This is a genomic window from Marinobacter profundi, assembly GCF_002744715.1.
Lineage (GTDB): Bacteria > Pseudomonadota > Gammaproteobacteria > Pseudomonadales > Oleiphilaceae > Marinobacter > Marinobacter profundi.
The window spans coordinates 45,603-59,396 of the sequence record NZ_KZ319373.1 but is presented as its reverse complement, the minus strand read 5'-3'; the positions used below and the strand labels follow the sequence as shown (position 1 = coordinate 59,396).

General features: G+C 62.3%; 9 protein-coding genes. 2 read left to right on the top strand and 7 right to left on the bottom strand.

What is annotated here, in order from left to right:
* Window positions 1-121: 121 nt before the first annotated feature.
* From parE to CLH61_RS13435, 7 genes are all read right to left on the bottom strand, one after another.
* Complete coding sequence (gene parE, locus CLH61_RS13465; protein WP_099615277.1) at window positions 122-2,017, bottom strand: DNA topoisomerase IV subunit B; 1,896 nt, start codon at window positions 2,015-2,017, stop codon at window positions 122-124.
* Between the two features lie 118 nt (window positions 2,018-2,135).
* Window positions 2,136-2,630: a protease complex subunit PrcB family protein gene (locus CLH61_RS13460; protein WP_143752155.1), complete on the bottom strand. Its 495-nt coding sequence runs from the start codon at window positions 2,628-2,630 to the stop codon at window positions 2,136-2,138.
* Between the two features lie 147 nt (window positions 2,631-2,777).
* Window positions 2,778-5,477, bottom strand: coding sequence for a S8 family serine peptidase (locus tag CLH61_RS13455; protein ID WP_099615275.1), 2,700 nt, complete (start codon window positions 5,475-5,477; stop codon window positions 2,778-2,780).
* Between the two features lie 202 nt (window positions 5,478-5,679).
* Window positions 5,680-7,731: a TRAP transporter large permease subunit gene (locus CLH61_RS13450; protein WP_099615274.1), complete on the bottom strand. Its 2,052-nt coding sequence runs from the start codon at window positions 7,729-7,731 to the stop codon at window positions 5,680-5,682.
* Window positions 7,732-7,801: 70 nt separating this feature from the next.
* The gene (locus CLH61_RS13445) at window positions 7,802-8,812 is read right to left on the bottom strand and encodes a putative solute-binding protein (RefSeq protein ID WP_099615273.1); all 1,011 of its coding nucleotides are present in this window, start codon (window positions 8,810-8,812) and stop codon (window positions 7,802-7,804) included.
* Window positions 8,813-8,876: 64 nt separating this feature from the next.
* Entirely contained in the window at window positions 8,877-9,941 is a 1,065-nt protein-coding gene (locus CLH61_RS13440) for a hypothetical protein (protein ID WP_099615272.1), read from the bottom strand.
* Between the two features lie 338 nt (window positions 9,942-10,279).
* Entirely contained in the window at window positions 10,280-10,897 is a 618-nt protein-coding gene (locus CLH61_RS13435; protein WP_407657586.1) for a TetR/AcrR family transcriptional regulator, read from the bottom strand.
* A 155-nt stretch (window positions 10,898-11,052) separates the two neighbouring features.
* On the opposite strand from CLH61_RS13435, the gene CLH61_RS13430 reads away from it, so the two are divergent.
* Window positions 11,053-12,861: an acyclic terpene utilization AtuA family protein gene (locus CLH61_RS13430; RefSeq protein WP_099615270.1), complete on the top strand. Its 1,809-nt coding sequence runs from the start codon at window positions 11,053-11,055 to the stop codon at window positions 12,859-12,861.
* Window positions 12,862-12,922: 61 nt separating this feature from the next.
* Window positions 12,923-13,789 (top strand): SDR family oxidoreductase, encoded by an 867-nt coding sequence (locus tag CLH61_RS13425; RefSeq protein ID WP_099615269.1) that lies wholly within the window; start codon window positions 12,923-12,925, stop codon window positions 13,787-13,789.
* The last annotated feature ends 5 nt before the right edge of the window (window positions 13,790-13,794 follow it).

Here is a 13,794-nt window from a genome sequence, read left to right as displayed (position 1 = left end):
AGAATAACGCTTGTGCCGGAAACCTTAAAAGAATAAGAAATGCTTTTTAAAGCATCAGGAGGAATAAAAACTATTGAGTGCGAACGTCCGGGGACAGACCTCGGGTCTGTCCCCGCCGGTGTCAGACTGCCACGTCAGCCATGTTGCCGTAGGCTTCCAGCCAGGCACGGCGGTCGGAGGCGCGCTTTTTGCCCAGCAGCATATCCATGCGCTCGTCGGTGTCGTCGCCTTCTTCCAGGGTCAGCATTACCAGGCGCCGGGTATCCGGGGCCATGGTGGTCTCCCGCAGCTGCAGCGGGTTCATCTCGCCGAGGCCCTTGAAGCGGGTGACGGAGATCTTGCCCTTGCGGTTTTCGGCGGCAATGCGATCAAGGATGCCCTGCTTTTCGTGTTCGTCGAGGGCGTAGAAGGTTTCCTTGCCAAGGTCCACCCGGTACAGCGGCGGCATGGCGACAAACACATGGCCAGCCTGGACCAGCGGGCGGAAATGCTTGACGAACAGCGCACACAGCAAAGTGGCTATGTGCAGACCGTCGGAGTCCGCATCGGCAAGGATGCAGATTTTGTTGTAGCGCAGGCCGGTCAGATCGTCGGAGCTGGGATCTACTCCGATGGCGACCGCAATGTCGTGCACTTCCTGGGAGGCGAGAATCTCACCGGAATCCACTTCCCAGGTGTTGAGGATCTTGCCCCGCAGCGGCATGACCGCCTGGAACTCCCGGTCACGGGCCTGCTTGGCAGAACCGCCGGCAGAGTCCCCCTCCACCAGGAACAGCTCGGAGCGGGCGGTGTCGCCGCCGGAGCAATCGGCCAGCTTGCCGGGCAGCGCCGGGCCCGAGGTCACCTTCTTGCGGGCGACCTTCTTGCTGGCCCGCAAGCGGCGCTGGGCATTGCTGATAAACAGCTCGGCAAGCACCTCGGCAACATCGGTATGCTGGTTTAGCCACAGGCTGAAGGCATCCTTCACCACCCCGGAAACAAATGCCGCCGCCTCGCGGGACGACAGCCGCTCCTTGGTCTGACCGGAGAACTGCGGTTCCTGCATCTTGAATGACAGCACATAGCTGCAGCGGTCCCAGATATCCTCGGGCGACAGTTTCACGCCGCGGGGCAACAGGTTGCGGAACTCGCAGAACTCCCGCATGGCTTCCAGCAGGCCGGTTCGCAGGCCGTTGACGTGGGTGCCACCCTGGGCGGTCGGAATCAGGTTGACATAGCTTTCCATGACCGCTTCACCGCCTTCCGGCAGCCACTGGAGTGCCCAGTCTACGGCCTCCTTGTTGCCGGAGAAACTGCCGGTGAAGGGTTCGAGCGGCACCGCCTCGACATCCGCCAGGGCCATCCGCAGGTAGTCCCGCAAACCGTCCTCGTAGTACCACTCGTCCTTCTCGCCGGTCTTCTCCTGCAGGAAGGTAACGGTCAGCCCGGGGCAGAGTACCGCCTTGGCGCGCAGGTTATGGCGCAGACGGGTGGCGGAAAAATTAGGGCTGTCGAAATACTTCGGGTCCGGCATGAAGCGCAGCCGGGTACCGGTGTTGCGCTTGCCAACGGTGTCGACCACCTCCAGCTCGGTGGCCTTGTCGCCGTTGGCGAAGGTCATGCGGTGGAGCTGGCCGTCCCGCTTGATGAGCACTTCCAGGCTGGTGGACAGGGCGTTGACCACCGACACCCCCACCCCGTGCAGGCCACCGGAAAAATTGTAGTTACCCTCGGAGAACTTGCCGCCGGCATGGAGCCGCGTCAGGATCAGCTCGACACCCGGCACCCCTTCTTCCTTGTGAATATCCACCGGCATACCGCGACCGTCGTCCTCCACACTCAGGGAACCATCGGTGTGCAGGATTACGTCAATACGGCGGGCATGACCAGCCAGAGCCTCGTCGACACTGTTATCGATCACTTCCTGGGCAAGGTGGTTGGGGCGGCTGGTGTCGGTGTACATGCCCGGGCGCTTGCGGACCGGGTCCAGACCACTCAGGACTTCAATGGCGTCGGCATTGTACTGTTGCTGGCTCATAGGCGAGGAGCGACTCCGGGGGTGTTAATGTGAAACTCGCCCATAGCTTAGGGATTCGCCGGGAAAGTTCAACGATTGTTTTCTCACGGCGGGAACCCGGCCCGCTGGCCGGGCCGGATCAGAGTTCGCTGCGCTGACGGGTCAGAGTGGTCATGCCCTCGCCGGAAACTTCCAGTTCATCCCAGCCGTGCGGACTGACCGCGATGACGGCGCAGGGGGTGGTAAGGGCCTGGCTGACCATCGCCCCCGGCGCCGGGCGACGGACCTGCACCGTCAACCGCAGCGTATCCGAGGTAATCTCTGAGGCCGCCAGGGCCACGCCATAACCGCCACTGCGTTGCTGCCCCAGGCCAACCAGGACCAGGTGTTCGCGGCTGAAATCAACACTGCGCAGCGCGGCCAGTGTCATGGTGCGGGCCGGTAAACGCTCCAGGGCATTCACTGCGGAGGCATCCCGCAGGTAAACGAGTCCGGGCGCGGTCAGACCACAATGATCCGACGCGGTGATCTGGCGGGCCAGCGGCGCCCCGCCGGCGGTTTCGGTCCGGCTGGTTGCGCAACCCGCCACGGCCACCGCGAACAGCGCGCTGGCTACAAGATACTTCAACGTCACGTCCTGTCTCCCGTCATTACTGGGCCTTGCTGTTATTTCTGGGCCTTACTTTGCGTGACTGCGTTCTATGCTCACCAATGCAAGTCACCGTCCGATTACCGTTCGCCACGGGTGGCCCGGCCAGGGCCAGCCAAGCCCCCCACCGGCTCAGGGGGTCGGCGTGCTCCGCAGGGGTATCTTATCCGCTTCTGCCGGCAACACCCGGTAGCCTTCAAAGCCATAACGGGGTACTCCCAGGGCCGAAATGGTCGGTCGACGGAAACTGGTGCCCAGGGTGACACCACTGATCGGGTCAGCCCCGACGGTGATGATCTGCGGCAGTCCGTTCACCGGGTATTCCGCACAGGCCTCGCCGTTCTCGCAAATCAGGCCGTTGTTGTCCATATCGGTACCGGCCACCAGGAAATAGTCGCCCGGCGCCACAGTCTCGAAGGCAAAGCGATACTGGCCATCGACCGCGGTCACCACCTGTTGCTGGATGGTATCACGGCTGGCATCGGTACTGACCAGCAACACATAGTGCCGCCCGGCATCCGGGCTGTCGTCCGCCTGCCCCAGGCGCAGGGTGACCGGTATCCGCAAGGTACGATCGACGCTGTTGTCGGGGCTGTCATAGCTGATCAGGATGTCGGTGGAATACACCACCTCCGGATCCAGCCCTGCCGGATCCACCGATACACTCACCTGTGCAGGCGGTTGCTGTCCGACAGCCAGCTCCGGGCCGACGGTCAGCCACCCGGCATCCACCGTGACCGAGCGGATGACCGTTGTCTCACCGGAGGGATAGGTACTGAAGGCCAGCGACTGGCTGAGCACCAGGTCGGAGAACTGCAGCGCGGTCGGCGAGGGTGCCAGTACGGTCGGGATATTGCCGTCAAGGGCGGCGCTGACGGCTTTCAGGGCATCGATCAGTCCCGCGCCGTACTCGGTTGTGCTGCCCACCGGTTCCGTCAGATCACCGTTGCGCAACAGTGCAAAAAACTCGTCCGGTGTGAGCCCCGGCATTTCCGCCTTCATCAGGGCATAGACCCCGGCCACATGGGGGGCAGCCATGGAGGTGCCCTGCAGGCCGGCATAGCCTGGTACGAACACACCGCCGTCGTCACTGCCCCAGTTGCTGATAATCACATCAGCATTGCCGTCGAGGTTGGCGTCCCGGCTGGCATCGCCACCCGGTGCAACCAGGTCCACCGAGCCGCCAATATTGGAATAGGACGCCCGCACCTTGCCGGCATCCACCGCCCCTACCCCCACGACCCGGGCGAACGCCGCCGGATAAGTGAGCTCATCGGTGGCCTGGTTGCCCGCCGCCGCCACCAGCAGCTTGCCATTGGCGTAGGCTCCGTCGATGGCCGCGCTGAGTGCCGTGGTTGGCGCCAGCCCGCCCAGGCTCAGGTTGATGACGTCGACATCACTCTGCGCCCCGGCCCAGGTGATCGCGGCAATCAGGTCGTCGGAAGAACCGATGCCATCGCGGCCCAGCACCCGCACCGGAACCAGCGTCGCCCGGGGCGCCACGCCAATGCCGCCGATCGTGTTGTCGGTGGCAGCGGCGATACCGGCCACGTGGGTACCATGGAAGCTGCTGCTTTGCAGCTGCTGGTTTCCGGGGTCCGCCGGGTTGAGATCCCGGCCGGGCTGGTTGTCCAGGTCGAGGTCGCCGGTGACATAATCCAGAATTCGCGTGCTGGGCAGCACCACATTGCTGTTGGCATCGGGATGCCAGTTGCCGTAGGTATCCGGTGTCGAGCTGAACAGCCCGGTATCCAGCACCGCGATGCCCACTCCCGATCCGCCATCGGGTGCTGCCTGCCAGGCGACCGGCAGGTTGATCAGCGGGTAGTTCCATTGACGCAGATACAACGGATCATCATCGGGGATGACTGCCTGGGCCCGGTACAAATAGTTGGGTTCGGCACTGGCAACGCCGCTGTGCTGCTTCAGCTCAGCGATCCAGGCCAGGGTTTCCGCCTGCTGCCTGGCCCGTTCCGGCCCCGGCACAGCGAGTTGCCCCGGCCCCGGATTGCGCCGGACTCGCCAGGTATTCCCGCCGAGGTGCCGTACCTCGGCCGCTGCCAGGGCGCCCGCTACGGCCAGGCCCCGGGCTGAATCTCCGGCATAAAAGCTGCCGGCCTGCGTTGCCCCGTGTCCGGCGCCGGAAAGCGACGGGCCCGCAACAGACGGAGCGGTATAGATCACAATGGCTTCATCGGGGACAAATTCCGGTTCGCTGTAGGCGGTGTTCATTACGCTCGCCGCCCCTTCCGGAGCCACGGTCAGCACATAGCGGAACGGCCCGCCACCGGTGGTACTGACATGAACAACGTGAGGGCCGGCGTCGGCCTCGGACTGTTCGATAACGGTCAGAAAGGGAGGCGTACCGGCGGTCTCGACATCACTGTCGTAAAGAGTGGCCCCATTGCTACCGGCAATTTCAAGCCGAACGTCCGGCGCCGGCAAAGCGTCACTCTCGAACACCTGCAGGGCTACCCGGGAACCGGCTCCGAGATTGATCCGGAAATAGTCGTTACCGTCGGCCACGTAATTGAACTGGAACTCGTTCGTGCCGGCGTAGGTACCCGAGGTCGCACTCAGGTAACCGCCGACAATCGCCGAGGACGGCAGCGCCTGGGCGGTGGCCAGCGTGTTGTTCGCCAGTGCGTCACCGACCCGGAAATCGTCCGCGGTATCCGAGTCCACCCGGGTTCCGCTCTCGATGCTGATGGTGCCCGACAGGTCGGCCTGGATCACCGTGCTTCCGTCACTGTCTCCGCCGCCACTGCAACCGGCCATCAGCGTTGCCAGCGACAAGCCTCCGGCAACCAGCCGTCCTTTCATGTTTTTCATGCGTCCTTAAACCTTTTTCAACGACCAAACCCTGTTGGAGCAAGAATACACCAAAGATGTAAGCCCTGAGTTACAAGCATAGGAAAGTCTACGGTCATCGGGGGCCGGCGGATGCAAAAAACCAGATTACAGAGGTTGGGAGGGGGGAAGGCACGGGGACAGACCTCAGGTCTGCCCCCTCAAAGGTTACAAGTGCGCGGGGTCAGAGAGCGTAGAACAGCATCGGGACGAAGGCCACCAGCAGCAGGGTCGGTGCCATTACCGCCAGCGGCAGCAACAGACGCTCGTAGCGGTGCCAGACCGAGCCGGTGCGCTCTGCCGCCAATACTTCGGTCTCGCCCACCACCTGACGGGTCAGCAGGTGGTTCAGCGCCACCGGCGGGCTCAGGTAGCCCAACTCAAAGGCCACCAGGCAAACGATCCAGAAGTGCAGCGGGTCGATTCCCAGCTGGAAGGCCGGCTGGGCAATGGTGGCGGAAACCAGGATAACGGCACCGAACGGATCCATCACCATGCCGATGAAGGTCAGCATCACCACGATCACCAGCATCGCCAGCCAGGGGCTGCTCAGGTCTTCCGGGAAGATCGCATGGACGACATCCGAGCGCTCCAGGATACCGCCCAGGCAGATCGAGAACCCGATCAGCGCCAGCAACGCCCCGATATGGACCGCAGAATCACTGGCCGCCGCCGTACTGCGGATCCAGAAGGCATGGGAGCGGCTCTGGCCATCGTCGCGGCTGTCCTTGTTGGAATCCAGGAACACCAGCGCCAGCATCACCAGCGGCAGGATCAGCGGCGCGCTGTATTCGTTGAAGCTCAGGCCAAGCAGGACCCAGATCGCCACAATCACCAGGGCACCAACGGCGGCATAAGGCGCCAACGGCCGCAACTGGCGGAGAGACTCGGTGAATGCCCCGGGAGCCGGTCTCGGCTTCCAGTTACCCTCGGTCTTGCAGACAATCACCGAGAACAGCGTCGCCGACATGATGAATACCCAGAAACCCCAGTCATACATCTCGGTGGTGGTCACTTCCTTGTTCAGCGCAGCCACCACCACTATCAGCAGGCACGGATTGAGTACCACACCCAGACTGCCGGACATCGCCGTGGTCGCCAGGGACAGCTGACGACCGGCACCAGCCCGGCGCAGCTCGTCGTAAACCACACCACCGACCGCCAGGATAAAGATACCGGACGCACCGGTGAATGCCGTCGGGAACGCGGTGGCAAAGATCATCACCGAGGCCAGCAGCGGTGCCGGCAGCTGGTAGGGCTTGATCACATTCAGCAGCAGCTCGGGCAGCCGGGTCTGCTTGAGCGCCATCCCCACCAGCACATACAGGCCGATATTGATGAACATCGACGACAGGTTACTCATCATGCCGAAATAGATCGCCAGACCGGAGGAGTAGCCGTCGACAAAAAAGAAGTAGCTCATGGCAATCAGGCCCATGGAGCAGTACAGCGGGATCACCAGGCCCGAGGACAGCTGGAGGCTGCCCGCGCGCATCCGCTCCGGCACCCACACCAGGCGAACCACATTGATAGCCATGAACAGGACAAACACCGCCGACCAGGCGAACTGCAGGACTATGGTGCTTTCCGACCCCGGCGACGCGTTCAGCTTGCCCACATAACTGAGCAGGGACGTCACCATCAGGCCATTGACCACCAGCTGCACCAGCTGGCTGAAACGCCACTCCGCCCGGTTACGGGGCAACCGCAGGGCAATGTGGTCGGTATCCAGGGCCGCAATGGCGGCAGCCATCGCAAACATCGCAATGAACAGGAACTTGGTCAGTTCGATGTTATCGAGCAGGAACGTTGCCAGCCCCTGTTCAAAGGTTTTGAACACCCCCAGCGCCGCCGTAGCGTTCCGCTGGTTGATCTCGAACATCCGGTGCTTCTCTTCGCACAACTCGAGGTTACGCTGAAGGGATTGGCGAATGGCATCGGCATCGGGTGGCGAGCTGAACAGGTCATCGGGATCGGGCTTGTAGGCATCGATCCGTTGCTGAACTTCGGCGTCCACGTCCACGGCCAGGTCACAGGATGGCTCGGTGGCATCGGGGTCCAGCAGATAATAGTTCGGCCAGGTTTGCTCGCCCACCCAGAGAAGCCTGGAGTGAAGCGAATTGCCCATGCCAAGAAGCAGCGTGAATAGAAGGAGCAGTAGGAGGACCACGCCAATTACCCGGTGTACGGGGTACAGCGTCTTCGCCCTGGCCGCAGACAACACTCGCCAGATCATGTGGGTTCAGCCCTTGTTGATTATTATCCGGCGGGATGGACTCCCGCCGTCAATCTTCGCTTTGTCGAACTTACTCGCGGTTACCCGCCGTACACTCGGAGGCACCGGGGTTGGAGGCACAGCGGATCTTGCTCAGCAAGCCCATCATCTTGGGGTGATAGACTTTGGGCGCACCGGCCGCACCGTCACGCAGTTGCAGGCGGTTCTCACGGAACATTTCCTGGTAGCCCTGGATGTCCTTTTCCGGAATGCGAATCCACTTTTCTTCCGGAATGGCCTTCTCAAGGCGGGTGATCAGGTCCATGGCCTGGCCGTACATCCCCCAGGCAACTTCCCGGGATTTCTGGGCAGTATCGGCATCCAGCACGCCCTCTTTGGCGATCACCTGGATCGTCAGCTGGGCCAGCGGGTAGTCCACCACGCCGCCGTTCTCACCGATTCCCTTGTACAGCTCCAGCGCCTCGTAGGCGAATGCCGGGGCATACGCCGTATCCACGGAGCCGTTGTTGAACTTGCCGGCAAAGTTGGTGATGTCAGAGGGGACAACGGTCGCCTTGACGTGGTTCACCATGTGAATGGCGTCCTTCTGGTAGTCCAGCGTCGCCATGCGCTTGCCAGCCAGTTCGCCGGCGGTATCGATACTGCGGTCATTGACGAACAGGTAGCCCGCGCCGGCCGGGATGATGCCCAGCACTTCGTAGCCGTTTTCCTTCATCAGGGGCGCTGCCTTGGCCTGGGCCAGGGTTGCCAGTACCGTCTTGAGGTCGTCATAGGTCGGAATGGCGCCGACGGCACTGATGCTGCCGGTAAAGCGGTTGAACGGACGGGTACGCAAGTCAGTGGCGGCCACTGCGTCACACTGGCCGGCGTTGAAGTCACCCACCGCGACACCTTCGTCGGTGTAGGGCTTGAGTTCGAAGTCTACACCCTGAGCCTTCATTTCCAGGGCATAGTCCTTGACCATGTTGTAGACATCACCGTTAGCACCAATGACATCGAAAACGCACATCTTGACCGGGGCAGCGACGGCCAGCGGAGCGGCCGCAGTCAGTGCGAGAGCAGCAAGGGATTTACGGATCATAAGAGACCTCCGGGTCGTTCTTGTGTTTGTAAGGTTTAACGTCAGGGATTCTCGTCAGACCTGCTTACAGCAGGTCGTCCAGGCTCATGGTTTCCACTTCTTCACCAGCACGCTCAGGGCTGAGCTGGCCAAAGAATGTTCGCGGTGTACGGTAGCCGTAATTGGCCGTCCACTGTTTGTCCGAAGAGAACATGATCACGTCACGGGCTACCTCATCCACAAGGCGGTAGTCGTCCCATACCTCGATGGTGTTGTCTGCCTCGGCAAAACGGGCGATGACATCCTTCAGTACATCCGGACGACCGAAGGTTTCGGCAGCAACCGCTTCCAGCGCCATGGACGCCCGGAAGCCTTTCTCGATACTCAGCCGGGAGCTGTCCTCCAGCACCACCCAGGGGTCCGGTGCCAGGCTCGGACGGGTATCCGGAATCAGCAGCCACACCAGGGCGCGGATGGCATTGGGCAGCCCGCCCCACTTTTCGTTATCCAGGCACTGGGCAGCACGCTCGGCCTGGGGAGCGATGTTGCGGGGCACACCCGCCATGGATCCCGAGTTGGCATCATTGACGATGGCCTGCATGCCGGTCAGCAGACCCAGCATGAAGGTGAGCTCGTCCTGTTCCGCAAACAGGAAAGGACACTCGGCATTCTCGGCACCCGGATCGTATTCATAGGCCCGCATCGCGCGCTCAAACGACATCAGGCGGCGCTTGGCCACTTCGGCATTCATCCGCTTGGCCAGCTCCCGGGCATCCTTGGCGGCCGGCACGTTACCCTGGAAGTCCGCCCGCAGGTAATCGAGCTCCGCATCCCAGGCGCGGTATTCCGAACAATTGGCCGCCAGCAGCATCAGCAGCGAACCGGTGGTGTCGGGGGCATCCGTTACCCGGGAGAAGGAGTACAGCAAGGGGTCGACCCCTTCGCCGAGGGCACAGGCCATTTCCGGATCCGACATCTGCAACACATAGGGGGTTGCCTCGCCCTCCGAGTAGTTGGAAAGCACGATACCGGTTGTGGTGTAGATGGGGTTTGCAGAACAGCCAGCCAGCAGGCCAACGGCCACCAGGCCCAGCAGCCGGGTGCGCGCTTCTGCAACGTTGCGGGAAATTTCAGCCAGAGTAGAAATCATAGTTCGCCCTGTTTCACGTTGTTTTTATAGGTCGGGATGACAGCGATCAGGGTTGTATCACAGGCCTCCGGGCGAGTTCCGTGACCGGCAACCCACAGTGCCATTCCGTCTGCTCTTTCGACGGTGCAAGAATGCGATGAAAGTTGTCGGACAGAAATGGCTGTAATGCCGGGAAAACATGCCGATGAGGCCAATGGCCCGGGGAAGCGGGACAATGTTTCTGGTTAATTGACGTAAAACAAAGACATGGCGAGAAGTTCCAGGTTGCACAACCGTACCAGTGTCTGCGCAACAATCGCCGGAGACAGGAAAGCTGCCAACGGCCCGAAGGCCGTTCCTCAGCGGGACGCCAGCCGCATCATGGCCATCACCTGGTCAACCAGGTCCTCCAGGCCAAGCCCGCCATCGGGGCGGTACCAGGTCACGGTCCAGCTCAGGGCACCGGTCAGCATCCGCCGCACGATAAAGGGGTCCGCTTCAATTGCGCCCTCCGCTTTCAGCGCCTCCAGCACATCCAGCCAGAGCTGCTCGTAGATGTCACGCAGCGCCAGCACTTCCTCGCGGGGAGCGTCGGACAGGCTGCGCCATTCAAACACCAGCACCGCCATGGCCTCACCGGTCTGACCAACGATGGATTCCAGCTCGGCGAGGATCATCGCCCGCAACCTGGCCCGGCTGGTGTCTGCGGCATCTGCCGCCGCCCTCATTAGCGCGGTATTGAGGCGAACCGTCTCAACCATTACCGCCTTGAGAATCTCTTCCTTGGTACGAAAGTGATGGAACAGGCTGCCGGACTGGATACCGACGGCCGCCGCCAGGTCGCGCACGGTAGTGCGCTCATAACCCTTGTCCCGGAACAACCTGGCGGCCTCACGTAACAGGCGGCCACGGGCGCCGTTGGGGTCGGAGACCAGGTTGTCGGCCACCAGGGCATTGAGGATTTCGTCTCGGTTCACGGTCATTTCCAGCAGGCTGAGTGTGCTGACAATTCTACCTGCAAATTCCCTGTTTACAAACCAAGCGCTTGCTTGGTATTGTCATCGACATCGCTTGACACCCCTGCCTGTACCCCGTTCGGGGTCAGGCGTTTACCAGGAATAAGGCACAAACGATGGCTGTTTCCGACCCTGCTACTGCAAAAACCGTCCGTATTGGCTGCTCTGCCGCGTTCTGGGGCGACACCGAAACCGCTGCTGCGCAACTGGTCCGCAACGGCAATATCGACTACCTGGTGGCGGATTACCTGGCCGAAATCACCATGTCCATCATGGCCGGCCAGAAAATGAAAGATCCGTCCCAGGGGTATGCCCGGGACTTCGTGGAAACCGTCATGGGCCCCTTGCTGGGCGAGATCCGCGACAAGGGCATCCGGGTACTTGCCAATGCCGGCGGCGTCAATCCAGTGGCCTGTCGCGATGCGTTGCAGGCCCTCTGCGACAAGGCCGGCGTGAGCATGAACATTGCCCTGGTGCTGGGTGATGACCTGTTGATGAAGAAGAGCCAGCTCGGCAAGGCCGGCATCACGGAAATGACCACCGGCCAGCCCATGCCACCGATGATGGTCAGCCTCAACGCCTACCTGGGCGCACCCGGCCTGGTGGCTGCGCTGGAACAGGGTGCGGACATCGTGATCACGGGCCGGGTGGCGGACAGCGCGCTGGTGCTGGCGCCACTGGTGCACGAATTCGGCTGGCACTGGAACGACTACGACAAGCTGGCCCAGGGCAGCCTCGCCGGCCACCTGCTGGAGTGCGGCGCCCAGTCAACCGGCGGTAACTTCACTGACTGGCAGGATGTCGCCGATGGCTATGCCGAGATGGGCTTCCCCATCGCCGAGGTAAGCGCCAGCGGCGACTTTGTCATTACCAAACCAGAGGGCACCGGCGGCATGGTCAGCCGCGGTACAGTGGCGGAACAGCTGGTATACGAGATCGGCGACCCGCGCGCCTACCTGTTGCCGGATGTCACCTGTGATTTCACCGCGGTCACTCTGACCGAGACCGACCCCGACCGGGTCACCGTCCGGGGCGCCCGCGGTCTGCCGCCAACCGACAGCTACAAGGTTTCCGGTACCTGGCCGGACGGTTTCAAATGCACGGTGACCTTCCTGCTAGCGGGCATCGACGCTCCGGCCAAGGCACAGAAGGTGGCAGAAGCCATCCTGGCAAAAACGTCTGCCCTGTTCCGCGAACGCGGTTTACCGGACTACAGTGAAACCAGTATCGAACTGCTCGGCACCGAAACCACCTACGGTGCCCATGCCCGCGGCGCAGGCTGCCGGGAAGTGGTGGTAAAGATTGCCACGGCGCACCCCAACAAACAGGCCCTGGTGCTGTTCTCCCGGGAGATCGCCCAGGCGGCCACGGGCATGGCACCGGGGATTACCGGCATTGTCGGCGGGCGGCCCACGGTGTGGCCGAAGATCCGTCTTTTCTCCTGCCTGGTGCCAAAGAACGAGGTTTCGGTTTCGGTGGACATCGGCGGTGAGCGGCAGCTACTGGGCATCGCCACCGAAGGCGGGTTTGATCCGGGCCAGCTCGTCGAGCAGTCCCCCGGTACTGCCGCACCGGCCACCGACAACAGCGTTCCGCTGTTCCGGCTGGCCTGGGCGCGCAGTGGCGACAAGGGCGACCACAGCAACATCGGGGTGATTGCCCGCCGTCCGGAGTATCTGCCTTTTATCGAAGCGGCACTGACCGAAGCGGCGGTGGCCGGCTGGATGGCCCATACCCTGAACCCGGAAACCGGCAAGGTAACCCGCTGGGCACTGCCTGGCCTGCATGCCTTCAATTTCCTGCTGGAACACAGCCTGGGGGGCGGTGGTGTGGCGAGCCTGCGGATTGACCCCCAGGGCAAGGCATTTGCCCAGCAGCTTCTGGAGTTTCCGGTACCGGTTCCCGCTGACCTGGTCAAAGATTAATTAACAAGAACGCGCCCTCCGGGCGCCAAAGCTTCCCAACATTCGAAAAGGTCTTCAGCAAATGAGCTACCAATCAATCTTTCACCCCGACCTCTTTGCCGGCAAGGTCTTCATCGTCACCGGCGGTGGGTCCGGCATCGGCCGCTGTACTGCCCACGAACTTGCCGCCCTCGGTGCCCGTGTCGCCCTGGTGGGGCGCAAGGCCGAAAAAGTCGAGGCGATAAAGGCGGAAATCACCGAGGACGGCGGTATTGCGTCCGCCCACGTGTGTGATATCCGTGAGGAAGAATCGGTAAAGGCAACGGTCCAAGCCATCATTGCCGAGCATGGCGGACTGCACGGTCTGGTGAATAATGCCGGCGGCCAGTTCCAGGCCCCACTGACCGGCATCAACCAGAAAGGCTGGGAGACGGTGGTGCGCACCAATCTGACCGGGGGGTTCCTGATGGCCCGGGAGGCCTATACCCAGGCGCTGTCCCGAACCGGCGGCGCCATCGTCAACATCGTGGCCGATATGTGGGGTGGCATGCCGGGGATGGGCCACTCCGGAGCGGCGCGGGCCGGGATGGTGAATTTCACCCAGACGGCCGCCGTGGAATGGGGCGCATCCGGTGTGCGGGTGAACGCGGTGGCGCCAGGCTGGATCGCGTCCAGCGGCATGGACAACTACCCGGAGCATATGAAGCAGTGGATCCGCAGCCTGGGCGACCATGTCCCTATCAAGCGGATGGGCACCGAATCGGAAGTGAGCGCGGCCATCTGCTTCCTGCTGAGCCCGGGGGCTGCGTTTATCAGTGGTGACTGCCTGCGCATTGATGGAGCGGCGTCCCAGGGGGGCCGGGTCTGGCCACTGGCGAAAGCGAAAAACAACGAACCCTACAACGGTTTCCACCGCGCCATCACGCCGAAAGTGCTGAGCGACGACTGAGGAGC